The following is a 25,364-nucleotide window of genomic DNA, read 5'->3' on the forward strand; positions in this document are numbered from 1 at the left end:
GTTTTTGAAAAACATGAAAACTGACGACTTTTTTGAAAGGTATGAATAATTCAGGCTAATCAAGCTCCGGCTATTCCTAAGGGGTTAAACAGTCGTTCAGCGATTATTAAGAAAGCATTGAGAAGCTCAAAGCTGTCCTACGAACCGCGAATGTCAGAAGTCTTGGGATTCAGTGACATGACGGATGACGACCAAATTCAGCTTATGGAGAATCCCAAGACGAAACGCTATGTCTTTAACTATGATTTTAAGGGGCAGATAATTCCTGTGTATGTTATTTATAGTCGAATCGATTCGAAAAAGGAGCGGTATAATGCCTACTTAATTCCTGTAAACGATGATAAAATTGAGAATTTATTGACAGATGGAGTAGTTGCGGATAAGCAGGTGAAAGCTAAGTCATATTATGGGTTTAGTTATCAGGATCTGGAGCAATTAATGCCGGAAGATGCCTTTAATGGATCTAAATATCCAGAGCCAAAAATTGTGGGGAAGTATGTGGTGACCGATAAACAATGATTGGCAGGGGTGTCGTTAATCTTGCAGATCAGTAATTGAATGAAAGCTCAACTCTTGTGGTTATGATAGGGGTATACCAGAACACCGAAATAGGCTTAACGTGACTGTAAGCCGTGAGGACGGCCAGACAAGGCTCAGCCGTGAAATTTTCCTTGGTGAGCGTTTCTTAGCTCGCCTAGGAAAAGGCCAGCTTGGGGACTATGGATTTGGGCGTCAAGTTGTGTCCACGGCGTTCCAGCCTTGTCTGGCCGTCCGGTAAGGCGATGACTAGCACAGCAGTTAGGCTAGTCAATCGAAGAAAAATCTTTTCAAGATGGAATGTTGATGGCCATTGGTTCTAAAAAAGTAACGTTTTGGCAGAAAACCTCACATGACAGTCAAAATTTTTTTGAGGCCAGAAATCCAGGAAAATCAATAGTTTTGCCCCATAAATAGTTCAAGGGAGGCCGGGACGCTGAGCAGGATACTTTGACCCGTAATTTCTTTTGGTTTAAACTTTGAAGTAGACCCTGCAAGTTTCCGGGTATCGGAGCGGTAGGCGCCTGATTAACTTTAGTGATGGGCCCCGCGGACCGGTGAACGGTCACTCATTAACTATTTTAATGGAGGGAAAAATATGTCAATGATTGAATTCCACAACGTCGAGAAGTACTACGGTGACTTCCACGCGTTGCATAATATCAACTTAACCATCGAAGCCGGCGAAACGGTCGTCTTGATTGGGCCATCTGGTTCTGGGAAGTCCACTCTAATTCGTTCCGTGAACGGGTTGGAACAGATTCGAGAAGGTCAACTGATCGTGAACGGCCAGGACTTGGCTAATCCTAAGACGGACATCAACCGGATTCGGAAGAACGTGGGAATGGTCTTCCAACACTTTAACCTGTATGCTAACAAGACGATTCTTGAAAATATCATGTTGGCACCCCGCATCGTGTTACACCGGGATGAACAGGAAAACAAAAAGATTGCGATGGAGATGCTGGACCGAGTTGGGCTAGCCGACCAAGCAGCGAAGATGCCGGCTCAGTTATCTGGGGGGCAGAAGCAACGAATCGCCATTGCGCGGTCGCTGGCGATGAAGCCGAAATGCCTGCTATTCGATGAACCGACTAGTGCCTTGGACCCCGAAATGGTTGATGATGTTTTGAATATCATGAAAACGATTGCGGAAGATTCCAGCATGACGTCCTTGATTGTGACCCACGAAATGGGCTTCGCTCGGGAAGTGGCCAACCGGGTTATCTTTATGGCTGATGGACGGATCCTGGAAGACGATTCAAAGGACAAGTTCTTCAACGGCGAGCCTAGCAACGAACGGGCACGTCAATTCCTTAGTAAGATTTTGCACTAATCAGGGAGGTTTGCGATATGAAAAAAATTATGCGCAGCCTGGGCCTGATGCTCGCGCTACTGACCCTGACGGTAGTCGTCAGTGCCTGTGGCTCGAAGCCGCTATCTCAGCGTAACGTCTTGAAGACGGATCAACAGTCCAAGACGATTACCTGGGGGGTCAAGGCGGATACGCGGCTGTTTGGGTTGCTGGATACCAAGGATGGCCAGATCAAGGGCTTCGAAATTGATTTAGCTAAGGCCATCACCAAGCAGATGCTGGGCAAAGATGCCAAGGCGAAGTTTATCCAAGTGACCAGTTCAACGCGGATGCCGATGTTAAAGAACGGGAACATTGATGCCATTATTGCCACCATGACCAATACGCCAGAACGGCGAAAGCAAGTGGCTTTTAGCAATACTTATTTCTACGCTGGTCAATCCCTACTGGTCAAGAAGGGGAGCAGCATTAAAAACGTCAAAGACTTGAACCGCCAGAAAGGCACGGTCCTAGGGGTCGTGGGTTCAGATTCCGTGGAGAACGTCGCGAAGGTGGCGCCTAACGCGAAAGTCCTACAACTGACCGACTACGCCCAAGCCATGACGGCGCTGAAGTCGGGGCAAGGGCAAGCGTTGACCACCGATAACGGGATCCTTTACGGGATGTCCGTCCAGAACCCCGATTACGTGGTCACTGGTGGGACGTTCGTGTCCGAACCTTACGGGATTGCGGTCGATAAGGCGCAAACGCCGTTCCGGCAAGCCGTCAACCAGTCGCTGAAGGAGTTACGGGCCAACGGGCAGTATCAGAAGATTCTGCACAAGTGGTTCCATAACGTTAAGGGCTTTGATTACGAGGAGGCGGCTAGAGAATGATTCATATCTTTGCACACTACGGAGGCACGCTCCTCTACGGGTTAGGTCAGACGCTGTTATGTAGTCTGATTGCGCTGGTGTTCAGTCTGATTATCGGGACTTTCTTCGCGTTACTAGAAGAATCCCCGAATAAGGTCGCGCGCGGCGTGGCCCGGGTCTACATCGAGGTTTTTCGGAACATTCCCCTGCTGGTGATCACCATGTTCTTCTACGTGGTCATTCCGTTGTACGTGATCAAGGTCAACGGATTCACTGCCGGGACGATTGGGTTGACGCTGTACACGTCAGCCTTCATTGCGGAAACAGTGCGGGCGGGGATTCAGTCCGTGGACCCCGGTCAGATGGAAGGGGCCCGGTCGAACGGGCTGACCTACTGGCAGAGCATGCGCTACATTGTCTTGCCGCAGGCTTTCCGGTACGTGATTCCACCACTGGGTAACCAATTCGTCAACTTGGTCAAGAACTCCTCAACGTTAGCCTTCGTGGGGGGCTTTGACCTGATGTATCAGGGGAACGCCATCGCGTCCAGTTCACTAGAGACCATGGCGGCCTACTCCGCTGTTGGGGTGCTCTACCTGATCATTACCATGCCGATTAGTTACTACATGCGCTACCTAGAAAAACGGTTAGCTTAGGGGAGGGATTACGATGCTAAATAACTTTATTGCTGCCTACTCCCCGGATAACTTACGCTACCTGTTTGGCGGCCTGGGAATCACCATTCTGGTTTCCGTGGCCTCCATTATTGGGAGTTTCATTATCGGTGCGATTCTGGGGGTCATCCGGTACGTTAAGATTAAGTACCTGTCTGCCTTGGTCGGTCTGGTGATCGACATTATCCGGAACCTGCCGTTGATTCTGATCTTGTTCTTCATTTACTTTGGATTACCGAACCTGGGGGTCAAGCCGGAAGTGATTCCAGCGGCGATTCTCGCAATGACCATCTTCGAATCCGCTATGTTGGCCGAAATCGTGCGGTCCGGGATTCAAGCGGTCGACCCCGGCCAGATGGAAGGTGCCCGGGCCAACGGGCTGACTTACTGGCAAGCGCTCCGCTATATCGTGTTGCCCCAAGCCATCGTGAAGATGATTCCGGCCATCGTGAGCCAGTTCATCTCACTGGTCAAGGATACGTCTTTGGCGACGATTATTCTGTTACCAGAAATGCTGTACCGGTCACAGATTATCTATGGTCAGAACACGAATTACATTATTCCCATGTTCTTGGCAATCGCAGTGTTATACTTTGTGGTTTGTTACGCACTGTCCGTGTTGGCGCGGTACTTGGAAAAGCGTCAGGCCTAACGTGACGAGATAAACTTAAGGCGTTTTCGATTCTTCCGGAGAAGGGGGACGAAAACGCCTTTTAATTTGGACCACTAACTGACCATAAAAAGCCCCCAGTCGCTGAACTGGGGACTTTTGGTGATCAGTGCCTAATCTTCGACAGAGTCGGCATCCGTGACCACGTATGACTTGTATTTGTTGAAATCAGCGCTGGTCAACTCAACGCGCATCGCAGTGCCGTCGGCTTGGTAATCCGTCGACAGGACGTTGCAGTGGTCGTTCATGTAGGCCACGATGTCGCCGGCATCGAACGGAATCAAGAAGTTGGCCGTGACGTAGTTGTGGAAGACCTTTTCCTTCATGGCCCGGACGAGCAGGTCGATGGAGGCGTCGTCCTTAGCGGAGATGATCAGTTGATCGCCCGCACGGCTGGGGTAGTCGGTCGATGTCAGGTCCGCCTTGTTGAAGACCGTGATCATCGGCACGTCGGTCACCCCAATGTCTTGGAGCGTCTGCTCCGTGGTGGCCATCATGGCATCCCGGTTGACATCGGCGTAGTCGACGACTTGGACCAGGAGATCGGCGTTAGCGGCCTCTGACAGGGTCGACCGGAACGCCTTGACCAGGTTAGTTGGCAGTTGACTGACGAAACCGACCGTATCGCTTAACAGGAGCTTCTTTTGGTCGGGGAAGATCAGTTGCCGCACACTGGTATCTAGGGTCGCAAACAACATGTTCTTCACGAAGACTTGCTTCTCCTCGTTCTTGCCGAAGCGCTTGACCAGCGCGTTCATCAGAGTCGATTTCCCCGCGTTGGTGTAGCCAACTAGGGCGACGGAAGGCAGTTCGTTGCGTTCCCGTTGTTGACGTTGGGTTTCGGCGGCTTGGTTGATTTCCTTCAGCTCGTGGTTCACGTGCGTGATCGACCGTTCGATGGTCCGCCGACTCATTTCGGTCTGGGATTCACCGGCCCCCCGGTTGGCGAGGCCACCGCCACCGCCACCGCCTTGTTGGTCCAGCCGTTGCGACGCGCTGGTGTGCAAGCGGGGCAACTGGTACTGTAACATAGCCAATTGGACTTGTAGCTTGGCTTCGCGGGATTGCGCCCGGTTGGCGAAAATCTCCAGAATCAGGCCGGTCCGGTCGATGATCCGTGCCTTGGTGCCGTTCTCCAAGTTCCGAATCTGACTCGGGGTTAGCTCATCGTTGACCACCACGGTATCGACTTGGTCGTCGGCGACGATGGCCGCGAGCTCTTCCACTTTCCCGGTTCCGAAGTAGGTGCCGGGGTTAGGCTTAGTCAGTGCTTGTTGCACTTGTTCGACCACCGTCATGTGGTTGGCCTCGACTAAGGCCGTTAACTCAGCCATGGAATAATCAAACGTCGCTTGACCGGCGTTTAAACCAATGGTGACGACTGGTGTTGCTGGCGTTTCATCCATAAAGTCATCCTCCTTATTAGGTTCCTTGAAGTCAGTATACCATTTTTAGGGACGGGACGGTTAAGGGAGCTTAGGCGACCCGGATGGTGCGATTGAGTGAGAAATGCGGGGTGATCTTAGAATGCTGAAAATTAAAATGAAATGACAAAGGATTATAAGGAAGTTGGCCAACACTATCGTAAAATTTCTTACGGATTAACGAGTTTAGCGGGATTACATACTTATGAAACCACGAAGGCTGAATGGAAACGGTGAGAAAACGGGAACGATATCGGTTGATAAATGATAATAAAATTAAATAAAAGTATTGATTCTAACTTAATTTTAATATATGCTGTTTTCAGCGCTCATTCGTTGAGCGGATTTACATATGAGGGGTCGGATTTGATGAGAGTATCTTCAGCACTTAAGCTGGGGACGGTCGCCACGTTCTCTGCCATTTTATTGGCTGCTTGTGGGACCTCTTCCAGCAGTACCAGCCGGGCCAAGGACCAAACCTTGAACTGGATGGAAGCTTCAGCGTTGCCAACCATGGATCCATCGAAGGCAACTGACGTGGTTTCGGGGGGAACCATGAACAACACCAGTCAGGGATTGCTTAAGTTCGGGAAGAACAGCAAGACCTATCCCGGGGTGGCCAAGTCCTACAGCAAGTCGAAGGATGGGAAGACCTATACCTTTAACTTGCGGAAGTCGAAATGGAGTAACGGCGATCCCGTGACCGCGAAGGATTTCGTCTTCGGCTGGCAACGGACCGTGAACCCTAAGACGGGGTCGCAGTACGCTTACCTCTACGGTGACGTTAAGAACGCCAATGCCGTCATGAAGGGGAAGAAGCCAGTCTCAGCCTTAGGTATCAAGGCCGTGGGGGACTACAAGGTCGTTGTGAACCTGGAACACCCTGTCAGTTACTTCCCAACCTTAGTCGCGCAGACCAGTTTCTTCCCGCAGAATGAATCCGTGGTCAAGAAGCTGGGGAAGAAGTACGGGACCAACGCCAAGAACAACGTCTACAACGGGCCGTTTAAGCTGACCTACTGGACCGGGACGTCGGATAATTGGACGCTGACCAAGAACGACAAGTACTGGGATGCCAAGCACGTGACCCTAAAGCACGTGAAGTTCAATACGGTCAAGGACCCACAAACGGCGTTGAGTCAGTACCAGACCGGTAAGCTGGACGCGACTTACCTGAGTGGGCAACAACCTAAGAACTACAAGAATAGCAAGAACTACCATTCACGGGACGGCTCGTCGATTGCTTACATCGAACTGAACGAACGGCGCGATTCCATGATGAAGAACAAGAAGGCGCGGCAAGCCTTGTCACTGGCCATTAATCGGGATCAATTCGTCAACAAGGTCCTCGACGACGGCTCTAAGGTCCCAACGGGCTTTGTAACCACCGGCTTAGCGGTTCGTGACGGCCAAGACTTCGCCAAGGAAGCCGCGGTCCCGGCCGCGACGGCTTACAACCTGAAGAAGGCTAAGCAACTGTGGAACCAAGCTTTGAAGGAGACCGGCCGGAAGAGCTATTCTCTGACCCTCTTGGCGGACGATACGCCAGTCGGGAAGAGTACCACCGAATACGTACAGAGTCAGTGGTCGAAGTTACCGGGGTTGAAGGTTACCAACCAGAACCTACCGTACAAGACGCGGCTGTCCCGTTCGGCCAGTCACGACTTCCAGGCCGTGGTAACTCTCTGGGGCGCGGACTTCCCTGACCCGATTACGGACTTATCCCTGTTTACGACGGGCGCTTCGTACAACAACGGCGGCTGGAAGTCGGCGGCTTACGATCGGAACATCCAGGATGCGACGACCACTAATGCGAACCGGCCAGCTCAACGTTGGCAGAACTTAGTCAACGCGCAGAAGATCCTGATGCGTGATCAAGGGGTCATTCCAATCTACCAGCCAGGTAAGCCACAACTGGTGAAGTCGACGGTCAAGAATCTAGTCTACTTCCCAGTCAGCTCGAATTGGGACTTTAGTAAGGTCTACATCGCCAACAAGTAAGCTGAACGCTCTGCATCTTAGTGTGGGCACACTAGGGGGATGACGGGGCAACGTCAGTTAGCTCGGGTGACGCTCAGGTGAAACGAACCTTAGGCGTCACTTTACCCGGTAACACAGGAGGAACCGTTAACGTGCATCAATGGTTAACGGTTCCTTTTACTTATCACTTTTTAATAATGAGAGGCTTATAAGGGGATAAATTGGGTGAAAATGATATAAAATTAAAAAATACTATTGATTTTAATCTTATTCTAATATATGATTGAAACCATCAAATTTGATGTTGTCACTTGGTTGTTTGTACCCAAATTAAGTTTAGAGGGGTTGGATGAGAATGAAGATTAATTCAGCAGTGAAATTAGGAACGGTCGCCACATTTGCCGCCGTTCTGTTGGCCGCTTGTGGATCGTCCACGAGCAGTAGCAGCAGTAGCCAAACTGCGAAGAGTCAGACGTTAAATTGGATGGAAGCTTCAGCTTTACCCTCAATGGATATTTCCAAGGCAACCGACGTGGTTTCCGGTGAAACGTTGAACAACACCAATGAAGGGCTTCTCCGAATGGGCAAGAACAGCAAGACCCATCCTGGGGTCGCCAAGAGCTATAGTAAGTCGAAAGATGGGAAGACCTACACCTTCAACTTACGGAAGTCGAAATGGAGTAACGGGGATCCCGTAACTGCTAAAGATTTCGTTTATTCCTGGCAACGCACGGTGAACCCTAAGACGGCTTCGCAATACGCTTACCTGTTTGCTCAAGTCAAGAACGCGAACGCCATCATGAAGAGTAAGAAGCCCGTCTCCAGCTTAGGAATCAAGGCGGAAGGCAATTACAAGGTCGTGGTCACGTTAACGAAAGCCACGAACTACTTCCCAGCGTTGGTGGCTAACCCAACGTTCTACCCGCAGAACAAGTCAGCCGTTGAAAAGTACGGTAAGAAGTACGCCACGAACGCACAATCTAACGTCTACAACGGACCATTCAAGTTAACGGCTTGGACGGGGACTTCCGATAACTGGACGTTGAGCAAGAACAGCCAATACTGGAACGCAAAGAACGTTAAGTTAAAGAAGATCAACTTCAAGACGGTTAAGGATCCACAAACGGCGCTGAGTCAGTACCAAGCCGGCAAGCTGGATGCCACTTACCTGAGTGGACAACAACCGAAGAACTACAAGAACAGTAAGAACTACGTGGTTCGGCAAGGGGCTTCGACCTTCTACATCGAACTGAACGAACAGAAGAGCAAGTTAATGAAGAACGCTAAAGCCCGGAAAGCCTTATCCTTGGCCATCAACCGGAACCAATTCGTTAACAAGGTGCTTCAAGATGGTTCGAAGGTTGCCAGCGGTTACGTCTCAACTGGTTTAGCTTCGTACAAGGGTGAAGATTTCGCTGCCGCAGCTAAGACGGCTGACGGGACGGCTTACAACCTGACCAAGGCCAAGAAGCTCTGGAAGGAAGCCCTGAAGGAATCTGGCGAAAGCAGTTACGACCTGACGCTGATGGCCGATGATACGGCTGCTGGTAAGAACGCAACTGAATTCGTTCAGAGTCAATGGTCGAAGTTACCTGGCCTGAAGGTCACGAACCAGAACTTACCATTCAAGACGCGGTTGAGCCGTTCACAAAATGGTCAGTTTGATGCCGTGGTTTCTGGTTGGGGTGCCGACTTCGCCGACCCAATCTCCTTCCTGTCCCTGTTCACTTCTGACAACTCGTACAACAACGGGAAGTGGAAGTCAACGGCTTACGACAACGATATCGATAAGGCCAACAACCAAGATGCCAACAACGAAGCGGCGCGTTGGAATGACTTGGTTAACGCCGAAAAGACGTTGATGAACGATCAAGGAATCGTGCCACTCTATCAACAAGCTAAGCCACAACTGGTCAAGTCAAACGTCAAGGGAATCATCTACTTCCCAACCGGCGCTAACTGGGACTTCAGTAAGACTTACATTGCAAAATAAGGTGAAAGCTAAAATCTCGCCGCTCGCTTGCCGAACGGCGAGATTTTATTGAATAAAGCCCACGGGATGGGGGATGTAATCGGTCACTATTCTGTATACGGTATACAGAAAAATGTAATTAAATACAGGAAAAATGTGACATCAGATTTTAATTTTTATTTTTAAACGTTGTCATACCGGCCTTTGTAACTGGTTAGCTGAAATAAATTAAACACAGCCCTTGTTTTTAATGATTTTCTAATATACAATTGGAATCATCAAATTTGAGGTTGTCAATTTATGACACGCAACCAAGATAAGAGGGGTTGGATTTTACAATGAAAATCAAATCGGCAGTCAAATTAGGAACAGTGGCGTCCTTTGCCGCTGTGCTCCTTGCAGCCTGTGGTTCGTCGTCCAGTAACACCAGTTCGGCGAAGGACCAAGAGCTCAATTGGATGGAGAATTCATCGTTACCATCCATGGACATTTCTAAAGCGACCGACGTCGTTTCCGGGGAAACCATGAACAACACGGGTGAAGGACTCTTGCGTGCAGGCAAGGATAACAAGGTCTCCATGGGGGTTGCGAAGAGTTACAGCAAGTCCAAGGATGGTAAGACTTATACCTTTAACCTGCGGAAGTCCAAGTGGAGTAACGGGGATCCCGTAACGGCAAAAGATTTCGTGTATTCTTGGCAACGGACGGTCAATCCTAAGACCGCTTCACAATACGCTTACCTGTTAGCGCCCGTAAAGAACGCTAACGCGATTATGAAGGGCAAGGAAGCCGTGTCGAACCTGGGAATCAAGGCCCAAGGTAGCCATAAGTTAGTCGTGACGCTGGATAAGGCCACGAGTTACTTCCCATCCTTGGTGGCTAGCCCAACCTTCTTCCCTCAAAATAAGTCGGTTGCCGACAAGTACGGTAAAAAGTACGCGACGACCGCTCAGGCTAACGTTTATAACGGACCATTCAAGTTAACTTACTGGACGGGAACCTCGGATAACTGGACCTTGAGTAAGAATCCTACCTACTGGAACGCAAAGAATGTTAAACTGAAAAAGATCAACTTCAAGACGATTAAGGAACCACAAACGGCTCTAAGTCAGTACCAGAGCGGTAAATTGGATGCCACTTATTTGAGTGGGCAGCAACCAAAGAACTACAAGAATAATAAGGATTACGTTGAACGGAAGAGTGCCGGGACGTTCTATCTGGAAATCAACCAGAAGAAGGACAATATGTTGCGGAACAAGAAGGCGCGTCAAGCATTATCGATGGCCATCAACCGGAACCAATTCATCAACAAGATCCTGCAAGACGGGTCAACGCCAGCTAAAGGGGTCGTGGCTTCCGACTTGGCTTCTTACAAGGGGAAGGACTTCGCTTCTGTAGCCAACGTCCCATCTGCTTCGACCCAAGATTTAGCGCAAGCTAAGAAGTTGTGGAAGCAAGCCTTGAAGGAAACGGGTCGTAAGAACTACTCCCTGACGTTCATGGCCGATGATACGCCAGCTGGTAAGAGTGCCGCTGAATTCATTCAGAGTCAGTGGGCGAAGTTACCAGGGTTGAAGGTCACCAACCAGAACTTGCCATTTAAGACCCGGTTAAGCCGGTCACAAAATGGTCAGTTTGATGTTGTGGCGACGGCCTGGGGCGCAGACTTCCCTGACCCAATCTCGTTCTTGCAATTGTTCACTTCTGACAACTCGTACAACAACGGGAAGTGGAAGTCCGCAGCTTACAACCAAGACATCGCGAATGCCAACGGCAAGGATGCCAACAATGATGCTGCGCGGTGGAACGATTTGGTTGACGCTCAAAAGACCCTGTTGAAGGATCAAGGGGTCATTCCATTCTACCAACAAGGTAAGGCGCAACTGGTCAAGTCCAACGTTAAGGGATTGATTTACTTCCCAACTGGCGCGAACTGGGATTTCAGCAAGACTTATATTGCCAAGTAACCGTATCTGACTTATAGTTTTAACCGGGGAGTAAGGACCAGCGTAACCGTTGGGACTTGCTCTCCGGTGGTATAGAAATCATTTATCATCTTATTGTTTTTGTCTAATGCTGGTTAAGTTTTGAAACTTAACGGTAAAGAGATTGAGAGGTAAGCAAATGGCAAAGTACCTAGCAAAACGGATCTTTTACTTGATCCTGACCTTATTCATCGTGATTACCGTGACGTTCTTCCTGATGAAGCTTTTGCCAGGGACGCCGTTGACCAACCAAGCCAAGTTGTCGAAGAGCCAGATTGCGTTGATCTACCAGCAATACGGCTTGGACAAACCGGTTTGGCAGCAATACGTGCTGTACCTAGCGGGTGCCGTCAAGGGGGACTTCGGGACCTCCTTCCAATTCAGTGATCAACCCGTATCCTACTTAATTTCTAGTCGGATCGAACCATCACTGCAGATTGGGTTGCAGGCGATTATTGTGGGTGTCATCTTAGGGATTGTTGTCGGGGCCTTCGGGGCCATGAAACAAAACACCTGGGCAGACACCACGGCCACGATTGTTTCCATCTTAGGGATTTCGATTCCTTCCTTCGTGTTGGCCGTTCTGTTGCAGTACTACTTAGGGTTGAAGGCCGGCTGGTTCCCAATTGCCGAATGGGGCGGCTTCATCTACACGGTCTTACCGACCCTGGCGCTGGCGTTTACTCCGTTAGCCGAATCGGCGCGGTTCGTCCGAACCGAAATGGTCGACGTCTTGAGTTCGGATTACATCGAATTGGCGAAAGCTAAAGGGTTGAGCCGGACCAGTGTCATCTACCACCACGCATTGCGGAACAGTCTGATTCCGTTGATTACCATCGTGGGGCCGTTGGCCGTGAACATCATGACCGGGTCGATGGTTGTGGAAAACATCTTCTCGATTCCCGGGATTGGGGAACAATTCGTTAAGTCCGTCTTGACCAACGATTACCCAACCATCATGGGGCTGACCATCGTCTACTCCTTCATGTTGTGTGTGGTTCTTCTGATTACCGATATTCTTTACGGAATCGTTGACCCACGGATTCGGATTACAGGAAAGGCTAACTAGGAGGTAATTCAATGGCAGATACAGTAAAACTCCCAGAAGATAGCTTTAAGCCGATGACGCCCGCGGACCGTGCGGCGCTAGATAGTGAAAAGATTGCGGCGCCATCCCTTACGTTTACGCAAGACGCATGGCGGCGGTTAAAGAAAAACCGGGGTGCCTGGGTATCCCTCATCATTTTAGCAATTGTGTTCATCATGGCTTTTGGGTCCATCTTCGTGTCACCCCACAACCCCAACGCCGTGAACCCGTCTTACGCCAACTTGCCCTCTAAGATTCCGGGTATTGGCATCAACGGATTCAACGGGACATTGGTCCAAGCGGGTCAACGCATCGATGCTTACCAACAAGCCGGTGCCAGTTCTGGAACCTACTATATTATGGGAACCGACTATTTAGGACGGGACCTGTTCTCCCGGGTCCTTTACGGGACACGGATTTCCCTGATCATTGCGTTAGTGGCCACCTTCTTTGATTTAACCATCGGGGTGACCTACGGGATGTTCTCCGGTTGGAAAGGGGGACGGATTGATACCTTCATGCAACGGGTGATCGAAATCATTCTGTCCATTCCTAACCTGGTTGTGATTGTCCTCCTGATTTTGATTCTGAAACCCGGGATGACCTCGATTATTATCGCGATTGCGCTGACCAGTTGGACCAACATGGCCCGGCTGGTTCGAGCCCAGACCATGGAGCTGAAGAGTCAAGAATACATCTTAGCTGCCAGAACGCTGGGCGAGCGACCGCTCAAGATTGCGTTTAAACACTTGTTACCGAACCTTTCAAGTGTGATTATCATCAATACCATGTTCACCATTCCCAATGCCATCTTCTTCGAAGCGATGCTGTCCTATATCGGGATTGGGATCTCATCACCACAGGCATCACTAGGGACGTTGTTGAACGACGGGCAAAAGAACTTCCAGTTCTTACCGTACCAGATGTGGTGGCCAGCGTTAGTACTGTCCATCGTCATGTTAGCCTTTAACCTCTTAGGGGATGGCTTGCGGGATGCCTTTGATCCACGAACGAAAGAGTAGGTGAAGACGCGTTATGGATAACGAAAAAGATATTTTGGAAGTACGGAACTTGCAGGTTGATTTTAAGACCTACGCGGGGGACGTTAAGGCCATCCGGAACGTTAGTTTTGACCTACGGAAGGGCGAGACGCTCGCTATTGTTGGGGAGTCCGGTTCCGGTAAGTCCGTGACGACGCGGACCATTATGGGATTGAACGCCACCAATGCCCGGATTACCAACGGGAGTATCATGTACAAGGGCGAAGACCTCTTGAAGAAGTCGGAAAAGGAAATGGAAGGAATTCGGGGACAAGACATTGCCGAAATCTTCCAGGACCCAATGACTTCGCTGGACCCGACCATGAAGATTGGGCGCCAGATTGCGGAACCTTTAATGGTCCACAAGGGCATGAAGAAGGAAAAGGCCTTAGCCCAAGCTCTGGAAATGATGAAGTTAGTGGGTATCACGGATGCGGAAAACCGGATCAACGATTATCCACACCAATTCTCCGGAGGGATGCGGCAACGGATCGTGATTGCGATTGCGTTGGTCAACTACCCTGAGATCCTGATTGCCGACGAACCAACCACGGCGTTGGACGTGACGATTCAGGCGCAAATCCTGAATTTAATGAAGGAATTGCAAGACAAGATTTCGACGTCGATCATCTTCATCACCCATGACCTCGGGGTCGTGGCTGGGATGGCCGATCGGGTAGCCGTGATGTATGCCGGGAAGATCGTGGAATACGGAACGGTTGACGAAATCTTCTACAACCCGAAGCACCCGTATACTTGGGGCTTGTTGAGTTCCATGCCGACGTTGGATACCAAGGGCGACGAATTACCATCGATTCCTGGGACGCCGCCGGACTTACTGGATCCACCAGTGGGGGATGCCTTTGCAGCCCGGAACCAATACGCGTTGAAGATTGATACGGAAAAGGAACCACCGTTCTTTAAGGTTTCTGATACGCATTACGCCGCAACTTGGTTATTGCATCCGGATGCGCCTAAGGTGACGCCACCGGAACAGATTGTGGCGCGTCAGAAGAAATATGCGGAGATGCAGGCTGCGTTGCGTAAGCACCAAGCGGACCACACGACACCCGTTGAAGAAGAGGAGGAACAGCAATAATGGACTATGAAAATGCCGAAAAAATCCTCGAAGTGAAACATTTAAAGCAATATTTCAACGTTGGTAAAGCTGACGAAGTTCGGGCGGTCGATGACATCTCCTTCGACATCTACAAAGGAGAGACCTTCGGACTGGTTGGTGAATCCGGTTCTGGGAAGACCACGACCGGACGGGCCATCATCCACTTGTACGAACCTACGTCGGGTGAAATCCTGTTCGAAGGGAAGAACGTGGATAACTTCAAGTCAGCTGACGACCGGCGGCAATTCCGTCAGGACATGCAGATGATCTTCCAAGACCCGTACGCGTCATTGAATCCGCGGATGAAGGTCAAGGATATCGTGGCTGAAGGAATCGATATCAACCACCTGGCGAAGGATGATGCTGACCGGACTAACCGGGTAGAGAACCTGCTTGAAACCGTGGGTCTGAACAAGGACCACTCCAGTCGGTACCCACACGAATTCTCTGGTGGGCAGCGGCAACGGATCGGGATTGCCCGGGCGTTGGCCGTGAACCCTAAGTTCGTGATCGCCGATGAACCGATCTCAGCGTTGGACGTGTCGATTCAAGCCCAAGTGGTCAACCTGATGAAGAAGTTGCAACGGGAACAGGGCTTAACTTACCTGTTCATCGCCCATGACTTATCCATGGTCAAGTACATTTCAGACCGGATTGGGGTCATGCACTACGGTCGGATGCTTGAGATCGCGGATGCAGACGAAATCTACGCGCACCCGTTACACGATTACACCAAGAGTCTGTTGTCGGCGGTTCCAGTTCCGGATCCAGAGTTCGAACGGGCACGACAAGAGATTGCGTACGATGCCAGTCACGAAAATGATGGCAAGGAACGGCACTTGGTTGAAATTGCGCCGCACCACTTCGTTCGGGCAGCGGAAGATGAAATTCCGATGTACCAGAAGCGGGCGCACGAAGCCTCATTGCTACACTAAATTAAAATAGGTACCGTAAAACACCGGCCTGGTTGGTCGGTGTTTTTTTGCGTGGTCGCCATTCGATTATTAAGAATGAAATAGTTTCCCTTGCTTATTCTGTGGGGACGCACTATAGTGGAGGCGTCATAAATGGTGTGCATGGTTCGCACTAGAAATGTTGTCTCCCCGTTTTGGTTTCTATAAGGGGAAAATCGGCAGAGGAGGCCTAGTAATGACAACAATGACAAAGCATCCAACGAATACGCAATGGCACAAGGCGTTAGTGGTGACGGGACTAGTGACGAGCGGGGTGATCTGGGGAAGCTGGACCGGAACTTCCGCCCAGGCTAACCAGCAGGCCACGGGAACCAATCCGGTAGCGCCCACCCGAACAGCAACTTCCGTGACACCCACCCAGCCGGCACTGACCCCGCAACAATCTGAGGATTCGGCGTCAACGACCGTGCAGACTCCGCTAGCGGGGACCCCGGTGACAACGGACGGGCAGCCAACTGGCCAGGGCCAACCGACCCAACCACGTAAGCCCCAACCGACTGGTAGCGTGGAACCATTAGCGGCAACCATGGTTACGGATAAGCCTGCTAACGGCGAGAATCAGATTAATCAAGACAAAACGCCAGTACCCGGGCCGGCCGCTAGTACGGCGCCCACCACGGCCACTACGCCGGCAACTGCCATTGACCAGTGGATGCCGGATAAAAACCTGCAACAGATTGTACTGAAGGCCCTCCAGTCGCAACAGGTCCACGATGGGCAAACCACCTATATCGACGCGACCCAGATAACGCCCCAGGATATGACCACCCTGACTACCCTGAATGTGACCCAGTACGACCCTATCACCGGGGACGTGATTCGGGGACCACTCTATTATGCCATGTTAAATTTGACCGACTTAACCGGCTTGGAGAAGGCCACCAATCTAACGGACTTGGCGTTATCGACCAAAGATGCACGGACCAACGATGATCCGGATGAGGACCAGGGCCTGTGGCAACACGCTAAACTAAGCGATTTGACACCGATTCAGAATCTGACCAAGTTGGCTTACTTAAATATCGAAGAGGACAGCATCTCGGACTTAACGCCCCTGGCCAAGTTGACCAATCTCCGGAGCCTGACCGCTGACCATAACCAGATTAAGGACCTGACACCGTTGGCGGGGTTGAAGCAACTGACTTATTTGGACCTGGATTATAATCAGGTGGGAGACATTACACCCTTGGGACAACTCACGAACTTAACGTCCTTGGCGCTGCAGGTTAACCAAATTAAAGACATTTCCGCGCTGGCTAAGTTGACCCAACCCATGGACCAGTTGATGCTGGATGACAATCAGATTCTAGACTTGTCTCCCTTGGCGCACCTGAAAACCACGGGAAACGGTGCCGCGATAGATGCCAGTGAGCAGTTGGTCTACTTGGATCCGATTAAGGTCAAAACGAATCAGGATACTTACCAGTTCACGTCACCGGTAATTGCGAGCGATGGTCAACCGCTCAGCGTGAAGACGGTGTTGGGAACGGGGGCGAAGAAGACTTCGCTGAAATCAACGCCACTTTCGGGGCCCCGGTTGACCTGGACGGGCATTGTGCGGTCCGGTCAGCGCTACATTAGTGTGACCTGGCTTGATCAGCGGATGGACTGGGATTGGGGCGGTTATCTCGGTAGTTTTTCTGGAGAGCTCATGATTCCCTATAGACTGGTCGCACCGCAACCGGTGAGTCCGGTCAACAGTACTCCGAGTGTGGTTCTCCCCGCCGTGACGCCTGTAAATGAGGTGACCCCCGTTGATGGGGCGCCGACTCCCGGCGATGAGCGGCCAATGGGACGTCCCTTTAAACCGTTCATGATTTACCTCAAGCGGGCCCTGAATCGGTATCTGCGGGCAACCTTTAAGCGAAACCAGATTCAACAGCATTATCGGCAGTATTCGCGGCAGACCGCGCCCACGTTCAAGGTCGTAGGCACCCAACGCTCAAGCCAGGGGCGCTTGCGTTACCGACTAAGCGACGGGAGCTTTGTGACGGCCCGCAAGGCCTTTACCGCTAATTTGTACTGGCAGGGGAAGACCTACACCAGATTGCGGGTTGGCCGGACGATTTACCAACATTCGCAGGCCAAGTTGACGCGCAAGAGTCGCATTAAGGTCCTCAAGCGGGGTCAAGTGGTGCGAATTAAGCGGATGATTGTTCGGCGGGGCTACATGACCCGTTATCAACTGACTAATGGCCAATACGTCACCGGTAATAAACAGTTTGTGACGCCGCTGGCAGCTAAGTGATTGGGTGGTCGACTACGAGTCGTCACGACCACACTAAGAATAAGATGAGTTGCTCAGGGCACTGACTAGTTGGTCAGTGCCCTTTTAGACAGGTATACTAATTCGTAAACGAGTAGAGAGTGAGGCAGTCGAATGGCAAATCAAGAACCAGCATCTCAACGACCAATGGTGGTGTCCCTTCCCGTAGAGCAACGAACCGACGCACGCATCACCGCACTGACCGCCGTATGGGAAGCCAGTGTTCGCGCGACCCACAAGTTTCTGTCACCAAGTGAGGTTCAGGCGATTAAGCAGCTGGTCCCGCCAGCGTTACGGCAGGTTCCCCAGCTCCTGGTGGCCCGGAACGCCAATCAACGCTTACTAGGGTTTATGGGACTTAGTGAGCAACGGATGGAAATGTTATTTGTAGCCCCCGATTCACGGGGAACCGGTGTGGGGAAAACGTTGCTCACGATAGCGATTCGCCGCTACCACGTCACTGAAGTCACGGTGAACCAACAAAATCCGCAGGCGGTCGGGTTCTATCACCACATGGGGTTTCAGACGTATCGCCGGACCATGAGCGATGAGCAGGGGGCACCTTACCCGTTGCTGTATCTCCGGTTGAAGACGGAATAGGCAACTCGGGGGTTTGAACGGTTAAGGGGAACATGGTATTCTGAGACTATTCGGCATTGAAGGAGTGACGTGAATGAGTGCGGTTAGTGGTCTAACGATGACCCAACAGGATTAGGGGCAGGCAATGGACGAACCCGTTCTCCGTTGTTCAGCCCCGTAGAGGAGCGCATTTTGGATAAAACGATTCGAGAAACTTTACAACTAGACGTGATTTTAGACCAGGTCGCCGCTTACACCCACAGTGATTATGCGGCGGACCAGTTGCGTCAGACACCGGTCCAAACGGACTTGAAGGATGTCCGCCGTGAATTGGGCCTCACCCATGAGGCTCACCGGTTACTGAGTGAAGACGTGTTGCTCACGTTCTTCAACTTAGACCAGATCGCCGTGATTCGGACCAAGCTGGATCAGGGCCGTTTACTGACCGTGGAACAGCTGAAGGCCGTTCAGAACACGCTGGTGAACTGGCGGCGGTTGAGTATCGTTCTGCACCAGCACACCACCGAGATTCCCTTTTTGATGGACCTGTTAGCGCAGCAGCCCCCGCTGAATGGCTTGCGGGATCGCTTGGATGACGTGCTAGACCTGAACGGCATTCGGGACGACGCAACGCCCGAGTTGGCGCAGTTGCGTAAGGATAAGGCCAAACAGACGCGGCAGATTCAGCAGCAGTTGAACCAATTCATCGGTAAGCATTCCCATGAATTACAGGGCAAACAGCTGATTCGCCGGGATCAGCATTACTGTGTCCAACTCAAGGCCACTTACAAGCATAAGTTCAAGGGAACCGTGATGGGCCAATCTGCGACCGGTTCCACGGTCTTCTTCGAACCCAGCACGGTCTCTAAGACCGGGCTGGAGTTAGCGGCCACGCTGGCTTCGGAAGAAGGCGAGGTGTACCAGATCCTGGCGACCATGACCGGAGACGTCGAGGAACACTGGACGGACTTGCAGAAACAGATTGAGCTCTTAAGTGAGTTAGACCAGATCTTTGCCCGGGGGCAGTACGGCTTGGAACACCAAGCCATCTTGCCTAAGCTCAACGGACACCAGGTCTTACACATCGTGAACGGCCGGCACCCGCTATTGGGAGAAGCGGCGGTTCCGTTGAACGTAACGTTGGACGCTCAGCAGAGCCTGATGATCACCGGGGCCAATTCCGGGGGAAAGACCGTGGTCCTGAAGACCATCGCGTTATTTTCGATGATGGTCAAGCTGGGCCTGGAGATTCCCGCTGACGAAGGGACTAACCTGGCCGTCTTTGACCAGGTCGCTATCGACATTGGGGACCAGCAGAACATGGCGGCCCAGTTGAGTACTTTCTCGGGTGAGATGACCACGCTGGTGGGCATCACCGACCAGCTGCGGCCGAACGCCCTGATTCTCCTGGATGAAATTGGTAGTGGGACCGACCCGGAAGAGGGGACGGCCTTAGGGATTGCCATTATCCAGTACTTGGTCGACCAAGGCGCTAAGTTGGTGGTCACCACCCACTACACCGGAATCAAGGATTATGCGGTGGCCCAGCCTAAGTTCGTGACGGGAGCCATGGCGTTTGATCGGCAGACCTTAGAGCCCGAGTACCGGCTGTTATTGAACCAGGTCGGGGCCAGTGAGGCCATGTGGCTGGCGGAGCGCATCGGGTTGAAACCGGAGATCCTGGCACTGGCCAAGCAACACTTGAAGATGCAAGCGGAAAAATAGTGTGACCTAAAAATTGCCCTTAGCTGTCGTGTGACAGTTAAGGGCAATTTTTTAAGGGGTCAGATCGAGCTGACCCAAGATGACCGCAAGCTGAGATGGCGGGGTTGTGGGTGAACCACCGACTGTTCGCTTGCAGGAGGGGATGGGCGTAAAGGCCCGAAAAAAGAAAAACGCCGCCCTACGCGAGTTGGTAGCGGCGACGTTTAGTTAGTGAAGCTAGTCTTCGAAAGTTTCGACGGGTTGTTCTTGGGTTGCGGTCTTCAGCGCAGTCCGCTTTTGAACGGCTCCCAGGATGGCCCGGGCAATGGGCCCCACGATCAACAACTGTAATGGCAGTGCCATGAAGAGGTTGAAGATCCAAGTGTGGAGGTACGTCAGGAACACGTTGCCCCCGAAGTTTTGGGTGACAATCATCCCGAAGAGGGACATCAGGGTCACCATGCCGGCCACCATCATGCAAGAGATGGCCAGGGCAATCCGAATCTGCTTTTGTTTCATATAATCGTTAATGATGTAGCGGAAGAAAATGAACTTCACGCCAGGACCGATGATTCCTAAGTCGCAGATTGCCGCGACGATCAAGGCCAGTGGATAACCCACCAGGACCTCCCGGATAAAGTGGTGCGAGAAGCCATCCGTTAAGGCGATGTTGTAACCAGCCATGACTAAGACCATCAGGCCAGCCATGACAGCAGTGAATAGTAATTCTTCTTTAAAATTTTTAGGCATTTAATGTGTAACTCCTTGGTTTAATTCCCACGAAGTCTTACATTACCATAAAAACTGAAGGGGTGTAAGGATTAATTCTCAAAAAAGAGATGATAACGTTTTCGGACCGAAAATCGGGGATGATTGCCCGTTAATGGCCCGTGGCCAGTGGGTGTTGGTCCACGATGATGCGGTGTTCGTCCCGCTCGAGGATGCCCCAGTTCTCGCCCAAGAAGGCGTAGTGGTCATCGTAGCGCACGCTGTAGTCCGTCAGGATAGCCGGGCCACCTTCGACGGGCGTCGTGACGACCTTGACCTGGGCGTAGAGGATGCCCGTGGCCGTCCCGTCGTTTTGGTTAACGGTGATCAGCCGGGTCCCATTTTGCGTAAAGCTCCGGTCGCTGGCAGCGGCCGCTTGGGTGAACTGCCGGTTGAGGTTCTCTCGGCCACTAGTTTCTGAGATTAGGGCGTCATCTTGGTAGATCCGATAGGTCCCATCGGGCGCCATCAACCGTAACTGTGCGGCGGTGTCGTGGGCGTCACTAGCAATAGCCCACTGGTTGATCAGGCGGGTCAAAATTAAATTACTTTCTGCTTCTCCATAAGTCATGACAAGTCTTCCTCACTTTTTAGGATAGAACGGGGCGTTTCGCGTCCTAGGTCCATTAAACCACCGATGACCGTTCCTGTCAGTAGGGGATCCCAGAATCGTTAGGGTGGTTGAACAAGCGAGCCTAAGCTGACCCCAGTGTCTGCCGGAGGACGGTGAGGACCTGCCGTTGTGCAGCAGTCAGGACGTGGTTGGTCCGGTAAGCGATGCTGGTGATGAATTGGGGTTGTTCGTCATCCATCAGTTCCAGGCGAACCACGTCGTCCCGGTGCTGGTCCACGATGGTGGTCAGGAAGGTGATCCCCACGTTTTCGGCGACTAGGTTCATGATGATGTGGGTATCGTTGGCCCGGTAGACCACGTCAGGGCGAAAATGGTTCCGGCGGGTGAGCTTGTTGAAGGCCGTGTTGTGGACAAAACTACTATTAAAGAGGATAAAACGTTCGTGGCGGAGTTCACTGAAGTACAGCCGCTTGCGGTTGGCCAGGGGATGCTGGCGGGAGACGAAAATGCTGAAGGGCCGGTGGTCGAATTCGTTGACCGCCAGTTGCTGGTAGGAGAGGGGTTCGATGGAGCCCAGTAGCGCGATATCACACTGGCCGTCGCGCAGGGCGTGGCGCAGATGGACGGAACCGCCCGCGATGGTTTGCAGGTTTTCCAGTTCACCCAGGGCCTGCAGACGGGCAGCGACCTTAGGAAAGTAGAAGTTTTCAATGATGGGCGGTAATCCCAGGATGGTGCGTTGTTGCGTGAGCCGGTCGATTTCTTGGTGGGTGATCTGCAGCTCCCGCAGGATACTGGTGGCGTGTACCGCTAGTTGACGACCGGTGTCGGTGATCAAAAGCTGGTTGTGGACCCGGTCACGTTGGACCAGTTTAGTGGCGAATTCGGCTTCCAGCCGTTGGATGGCCAGGGTGATAGTGGGTTGCGTGACCCCAAAATATTCGGCCACTTGGGAAAAGTTTTTTTGCAAAGTTAATTGGTGAAAATAATCTAGGTCTTTGATGTTCATTTTTAAAGCCCTCTCTATCAAGGATATTAACCCTATTATAAATTATTTTTATGTGGACTACCAGATTTGACTATAGTTTATACTGAACACTATAGTGGGTCTTGTAAATTGAAGTTAACCAATTGGAGGTTAGTGATGATGAATGCAGAAAATATTTTAAACAATCCATTTTTAAACAAGGGAACGGCCTTTACTCAGGCGGAACGGAAGCAACTTGGGCTGACGGGGACGTTACCCGCCACGGTCCAAACCATTGACCAACAGAGCCAACAAGCCTACGCACAATTCCAAAGCAAGTCGAGTGACTTGGAGAAGCGAATCTTCTTGATGAACCTGTTCAACGAGAACCGGACGTTATTCTTCCATCTGATGAATCAACACGTGGTTGAATTTATGCCCATCGTGTACGACCCAACGGTTGCGGACTCCATCGAAGAATACAGCCACCTCTTCACGGATCCTCAAGGCGCTGCCTTTATCTCCGTGGACGATCCGGACAGTATCGAAGACACGTTGCGCAACGCCGCCAACGGTCGGGACATCCGCTTAGTCGTGGTCACGGACGCTGAAGGCATCTTAGGAATGGGTGACTGGGGCGTCAACGGGGTCGACATCGCCGTAGGAAAGCTGATGGTCTACACAGCCGCTGCCGGTATTGACCCTGCGCAAGTCCTGCCCGTTAGCATCGATGCAGGGACCAACAATCAGAAATTGTTAGATGACCCGATGTACTTGGGGAATCACCACAAGCGGGTCTACGGTGACGCCTACCACGCTGTGATCGACAAGTTTGTCGCAGCGGAACAGAAGCTGTTCCCAGAATCACTGTTGCACTGGGAAGACTTCGGCCGGTCTAACGCGAAGGTCATCTTAGACAAGTACCAAGATAAGATTGCGACGTTTAACGATGACATCCAAGGCACTGGGATGGTGGTCTTAGCCGGGATCTTAGGGGCTTTGAACATTTCCCACGAAGACATTAAGGACCAGAAGATCGTGATCTTCGGTTCTGGGAGTGCCGGCATGGGGATTGCCCACCAGATCTTTGATGAGCTTCAACGGGCAGGGTTGTCAGCCGATGAAGCCCGGCAACACCTCTACGCGGTCGACAAGCAAGGCCTGTTATTCAGTGACACGCCAGACTTGACCGCTGCGCAGACGGAATTCGCACGGAACCGGGATGACTTCGCCAATGCGGCCGAACTTACTGATTTAGCCGCTGTTGTCAAGGCGGTCCACCCAACGGTCCTGATCGGGACATCGACGCAACCTGGAACCTTTACGGAAGCTATCGTTAAGGACATGGCGGCCCACACGGAACGGCCAATCATCTTCCCACTCTCCAACCCAACCAAGTTGGCTGAAGCTAAGGCGTTAGACCTCTTGAAGTGGACCGATGGTAAGGCCTTGATCGCCACCGGGATTCCAGTGGGCGACGTGGACTACAATGGCACCACTTACCACATCGGGCAAGGAAACAATGCACTGATGTACCCTGGCTTGGGCTTTGGGTTGATCGCTTCGACGGCCAAGGTCTTGAACGGGGAAACGTTGTCGGCAGCTTGCCATGCTTTAGGCGGCTTGGTCGACACCACCCAACCTGGCGCGGCAGTCTTGCCACCAGTTGACCAACTGACGGAATTCTCACAGAAGATTGCGGAAGTGGTCGCTCAGAGTGTCGTTGATCAGAAGCTGAACAAGGAACCCATCACGGATGTTAAGCAAGCCGTTGCGGACATGAAGTGGGTCCCAGAATACAAGTCCGTCGACTAACGCCGACCGTGCAGTCCGCTGCACTGATTCTAAAGTAAAGGGGAATATAACTAGTGACTGTTTTATGGAATTCGGTACAAAGCGTCCTAGTCGTGGTCCTGATTATGATCTTGGGCTACGTCTTACGACGGAAGGGCTGGTTTGACGACCAGTTCGGGGGAACCATCTCGAAGTTCATCAAGAACATTGCGTTGCCCGCGTCGATCTTCGTCTCAGTACTGAGTCGCTTAACGCGGGGACAGCTGGTCTCCTTCTCGGGGTACCTGGTCTACGGATTCATTTCCGTGATCATCGGTTACCTGATTGCCTTCTTCTTAGTTCGGGTGATGAAGGTTCGTCCGGGCCGCCGGGGGATCTTCATCAACGCGATGGTCAACGCCAACACCATCTTTATTGGGTTACCGTTAAACATTGCGTTGTTCGGTGATCAGAGTATGACCTACTTCCTGGTCTACTATATCGTGAACACGGTCTCGACTTGGGCCTTCGGGGTCTTCCTGATCTCTAACGATGACCCAACCAAGCCTAAACAGACCGGAAATCATCATATCGACTGGAAAAAGGTTCTGCCGATGCCCCTAGTCGGGTTCTTGGTGGCCTTGGTCTTCTTGCTCCTGAACATCCCGATTCTGAAAATCAGCTTCGTGAACTCAACGCTGACTTACGTGGGGAACTTGGTAACGCCATTGTCCCTGGTCTATATTGGGATTGTGTTGGCCGATGCCGGACTGAAGAGTATCCACTTTGACCGGGATACCATCGTGGCCCTCTTAGGCCGGTTCGTCCTAGCACCAGTGGTCATGGTTGGTCTGATTCTGTTAGGCGCCCACTTCGGGAACGATATGCCAACGCTAGCATCGCAAACGCTGATTGTTCAATCCGCGACGCCAATGCTGGCGGTACTGCCAATCCTGGCCAACGAGGCCCACGGCGACGTTGAGTACGCCACCAACGTGGTCACCACCAGTACGGTCCTGTTCATCGTGGTCGTGCCAATTTTGATGAGTTTGATTCAGTTTGTTTAAACCGTAATCGCAGAATAGAAAAAGTTGATGACAA

21 protein-coding genes are annotated in these 25,364 nt (G+C 51.6%); 17 read left to right on the forward strand and 4 right to left on the reverse strand.

Annotated features, from left to right (window positions below; all coding sequences use genetic code 11):
* Window positions 1-150 precede the first annotated feature (150 nt).
* From FD30_RS01490 to FD30_RS01510, 5 genes are all read left to right on the forward strand, one after another.
* Window positions 151-519 (forward strand): hypothetical protein, encoded by a 369-nt coding sequence (locus FD30_RS01490; protein WP_235803241.1) that lies wholly within the window; start codon window positions 151-153, stop codon window positions 517-519.
* Between the two features lie 616 nt (window positions 520-1,135).
* Entirely contained in the window at window positions 1,136-1,873 is a 738-nt protein-coding gene (locus tag FD30_RS01495; RefSeq protein WP_024746773.1) for an amino acid ABC transporter ATP-binding protein, read from the forward strand.
* Window positions 1,874-1,890: 17 nt separating this feature from the next.
* Window positions 1,891-2,727 (forward strand): transporter substrate-binding domain-containing protein, encoded by an 837-nt coding sequence (locus FD30_RS01500; protein ID WP_056943613.1) that lies wholly within the window; start codon window positions 1,891-1,893, stop codon window positions 2,725-2,727.
* Window positions 2,724-3,362, forward strand: coding sequence for an amino acid ABC transporter permease (locus tag FD30_RS01505; protein ID WP_024746775.1), 639 nt, complete (start codon window positions 2,724-2,726; stop codon window positions 3,360-3,362). Before FD30_RS01500 ends, FD30_RS01505 begins: the two co-directional genes overlap by 4 nt.
* 13 nt (window positions 3,363-3,375) lie before the next feature.
* Entirely contained in the window at window positions 3,376-4,032 is a 657-nt protein-coding gene (locus FD30_RS01510) for an amino acid ABC transporter permease (protein ID WP_024746776.1), read from the forward strand.
* A 131-nt stretch (window positions 4,033-4,163) separates the two neighbouring features.
* Here FD30_RS01510 and hflX read toward each other — a convergent pair whose 3' ends face one another.
* Window positions 4,164-5,456, reverse strand: a complete 1,293-nt coding sequence (hflX, locus tag FD30_RS01515) for a GTPase HflX (protein WP_056943614.1) — start codon at window positions 5,454-5,456, stop codon at window positions 4,164-4,166.
* Between the two features lie 387 nt (window positions 5,457-5,843).
* On the opposite strand from hflX, the gene FD30_RS01520 reads away from it, so the two are divergent.
* From FD30_RS01520 to FD30_RS01565, 10 genes are all read left to right on the forward strand, one after another.
* On the forward strand, window positions 5,844-7,475 hold the full coding sequence (locus FD30_RS01520; protein ID WP_056943615.1) for a peptide ABC transporter substrate-binding protein: 1,632 nt from the start codon (window positions 5,844-5,846) through the stop codon (window positions 7,473-7,475).
* A 334-nt stretch (window positions 7,476-7,809) separates the two neighbouring features.
* Complete coding sequence (locus FD30_RS01525) at window positions 7,810-9,447, forward strand: peptide ABC transporter substrate-binding protein (RefSeq protein ID WP_056943616.1); 1,638 nt, start codon at window positions 7,810-7,812, stop codon at window positions 9,445-9,447.
* A 317-nt stretch (window positions 9,448-9,764) separates the two neighbouring features.
* A complete protein-coding gene (locus tag FD30_RS01530; RefSeq protein WP_056943617.1) occupies window positions 9,765-11,393 on the forward strand; it encodes a peptide ABC transporter substrate-binding protein in 1,629 nt (542 codons plus the stop codon).
* Between the two features lie 157 nt (window positions 11,394-11,550).
* Window positions 11,551-12,480 carry an oligopeptide ABC transporter permease gene (opp3b, locus tag FD30_RS01535; protein ID WP_024746781.1) on the forward strand — a complete coding sequence of 310 codons (930 nt, stop codon included), beginning with the start codon at window positions 11,551-11,553 and terminating at the stop codon, window positions 12,478-12,480.
* 11 nt (window positions 12,481-12,491) lie between these two features.
* The gene (locus FD30_RS01540; protein ID WP_024746782.1) at window positions 12,492-13,520 is read left to right on the forward strand and encodes an ABC transporter permease; all 1,029 of its coding nucleotides are present in this window, start codon (window positions 12,492-12,494) and stop codon (window positions 13,518-13,520) included.
* A gap of 13 nt (window positions 13,521-13,533) precedes the next feature.
* Window positions 13,534-14,637 carry an ABC transporter ATP-binding protein gene (locus FD30_RS01545; RefSeq protein ID WP_056943618.1) on the forward strand — a complete coding sequence of 368 codons (1,104 nt, stop codon included), beginning with the start codon at window positions 13,534-13,536 and terminating at the stop codon, window positions 14,635-14,637.
* The gene (locus FD30_RS01550) at window positions 14,637-15,593 is read left to right on the forward strand and encodes an ABC transporter ATP-binding protein (protein WP_146999999.1); all 957 of its coding nucleotides are present in this window, start codon (window positions 14,637-14,639) and stop codon (window positions 15,591-15,593) included. The genes FD30_RS01545 and FD30_RS01550 overlap by 1 nt, the downstream gene beginning before the upstream one ends.
* Before the next feature lie 214 nt (window positions 15,594-15,807).
* Window positions 15,808-17,880, forward strand: coding sequence for a leucine-rich repeat domain-containing protein (locus FD30_RS01555; RefSeq protein ID WP_056943620.1), 2,073 nt, complete (start codon window positions 15,808-15,810; stop codon window positions 17,878-17,880).
* Window positions 17,881-18,012: 132 nt separating this feature from the next.
* Window positions 18,013-18,498, forward strand: coding sequence for a GNAT family N-acetyltransferase (locus tag FD30_RS01560; protein ID WP_225426463.1), 486 nt, complete (start codon window positions 18,013-18,015; stop codon window positions 18,496-18,498).
* Between the two features lie 171 nt (window positions 18,499-18,669).
* Window positions 18,670-20,202, forward strand: coding sequence for an endonuclease MutS2 (locus FD30_RS01565; protein ID WP_056943621.1), 1,533 nt, complete (start codon window positions 18,670-18,672; stop codon window positions 20,200-20,202).
* Between the two features lie 216 nt (window positions 20,203-20,418).
* Here FD30_RS01565 and FD30_RS01570 read toward each other — a convergent pair whose 3' ends face one another.
* The 3 genes from FD30_RS01570 to FD30_RS01580 form a co-directional block, all read right to left on the reverse strand.
* On the reverse strand, window positions 20,419-20,931 hold the full coding sequence (locus FD30_RS01570) for a DUF2798 domain-containing protein (protein WP_024746788.1): 513 nt from the start codon (window positions 20,929-20,931) through the stop codon (window positions 20,419-20,421).
* A 130-nt stretch (window positions 20,932-21,061) separates the two neighbouring features.
* Window positions 21,062-21,520, reverse strand: a complete 459-nt coding sequence (locus FD30_RS01575; RefSeq protein ID WP_056943622.1) for a nuclear transport factor 2 family protein — start codon at window positions 21,518-21,520, stop codon at window positions 21,062-21,064.
* Window positions 21,521-21,644: 124 nt separating this feature from the next.
* A complete protein-coding gene (locus FD30_RS01580) occupies window positions 21,645-22,532 on the reverse strand; it encodes a LysR family transcriptional regulator (protein ID WP_056943623.1) in 888 nt (295 codons plus the stop codon).
* Window positions 22,533-22,670: 138 nt separating this feature from the next.
* Between FD30_RS01580 and FD30_RS01585 the strand changes: the two genes are divergently transcribed.
* Together FD30_RS01585 and FD30_RS01590 are read left to right on the forward strand one after the other, a co-directional pair.
* On the forward strand, window positions 22,671-24,305 hold the full coding sequence (locus FD30_RS01585) for a malolactic enzyme (RefSeq protein ID WP_371862349.1): 1,635 nt from the start codon (window positions 22,671-22,673) through the stop codon (window positions 24,303-24,305).
* Window positions 24,306-24,358: 53 nt separating this feature from the next.
* A complete protein-coding gene (locus FD30_RS01590) occupies window positions 24,359-25,330 on the forward strand; it encodes an AEC family transporter (protein WP_082604768.1) in 972 nt (323 codons plus the stop codon).
* Window positions 25,331-25,364: the final 34 nt, after the last annotated feature.

It is taken from the genome of Levilactobacillus namurensis DSM 19117 (assembly GCF_001434785.1).
Classification (GTDB): domain Bacteria; phylum Bacillota; class Bacilli; order Lactobacillales; family Lactobacillaceae; genus Levilactobacillus; species Levilactobacillus namurensis.

What these genes read in the sequence shown, in the direction of transcription:
- opp3b (WP_024746781.1), top strand. Translation starts at nt 11,551, where the DNA reads ATGGCAAAGTACCTAGCAAAACGGATCTTTTACTTGATCCTGACCTTA.
- FD30_RS01495 (WP_024746773.1), top strand. Translation starts at nt 1,136, where the DNA reads ATGTCAATGATTGAATTCCACAACGTCGAGAAGTACTACGGTGACTTC.
- hflX (WP_056943614.1), bottom strand. Translation starts at nt 5,456, where the DNA reads ATGGATGAAACGCCAGCAACACCAGTCGTCACCATTGGTTTAAACGCC.
- FD30_RS01490 (WP_235803241.1), top strand. Translation starts at nt 151, where the DNA reads ATGTCAGAAGTCTTGGGATTCAGTGACATGACGGATGACGACCAAATT.
- FD30_RS01585 (WP_371862349.1), top strand. Translation starts at nt 22,671, where the DNA reads ATGAATGCAGAAAATATTTTAAACAATCCATTTTTAAACAAGGGAACG.
- FD30_RS01555 (WP_056943620.1), top strand. Translation starts at nt 15,808, where the DNA reads ATGACAACAATGACAAAGCATCCAACGAATACGCAATGGCACAAGGCG.
- FD30_RS01520 (WP_056943615.1), top strand. Translation starts at nt 5,844, where the DNA reads ATGAGAGTATCTTCAGCACTTAAGCTGGGGACGGTCGCCACGTTCTCT.
- FD30_RS01510 (WP_024746776.1), top strand. Translation starts at nt 3,376, where the DNA reads ATGCTAAATAACTTTATTGCTGCCTACTCCCCGGATAACTTACGCTAC.
- FD30_RS01505 (WP_024746775.1), top strand. Translation starts at nt 2,724, where the DNA reads ATGATTCATATCTTTGCACACTACGGAGGCACGCTCCTCTACGGGTTA.
- FD30_RS01575 (WP_056943622.1), bottom strand. Translation starts at nt 21,520, where the DNA reads ATGACTTATGGAGAAGCAGAAAGTAATTTAATTTTGACCCGCCTGATC.
- FD30_RS01580 (WP_056943623.1), bottom strand. Translation starts at nt 22,532, where the DNA reads ATGAACATCAAAGACCTAGATTATTTTCACCAATTAACTTTGCAAAAA.
- FD30_RS01525 (WP_056943616.1), top strand. Translation starts at nt 7,810, where the DNA reads ATGAAGATTAATTCAGCAGTGAAATTAGGAACGGTCGCCACATTTGCC.
- FD30_RS01500 (WP_056943613.1), top strand. Translation starts at nt 1,891, where the DNA reads ATGAAAAAAATTATGCGCAGCCTGGGCCTGATGCTCGCGCTACTGACC.
- FD30_RS01540 (WP_024746782.1), top strand. Translation starts at nt 12,492, where the DNA reads ATGGCAGATACAGTAAAACTCCCAGAAGATAGCTTTAAGCCGATGACG.
- FD30_RS01560 (WP_225426463.1), top strand. Translation starts at nt 18,013, where the DNA reads ATGGCAAATCAAGAACCAGCATCTCAACGACCAATGGTGGTGTCCCTT.
- FD30_RS01570 (WP_024746788.1), bottom strand. Translation starts at nt 20,931, where the DNA reads ATGCCTAAAAATTTTAAAGAAGAATTACTATTCACTGCTGTCATGGCT.
- FD30_RS01550 (WP_146999999.1), top strand. Translation starts at nt 14,637, where the DNA reads ATGGACTATGAAAATGCCGAAAAAATCCTCGAAGTGAAACATTTAAAG.
- FD30_RS01545 (WP_056943618.1), top strand. Translation starts at nt 13,534, where the DNA reads ATGGATAACGAAAAAGATATTTTGGAAGTACGGAACTTGCAGGTTGAT.
- FD30_RS01530 (WP_056943617.1), top strand. Translation starts at nt 9,765, where the DNA reads ATGAAAATCAAATCGGCAGTCAAATTAGGAACAGTGGCGTCCTTTGCC.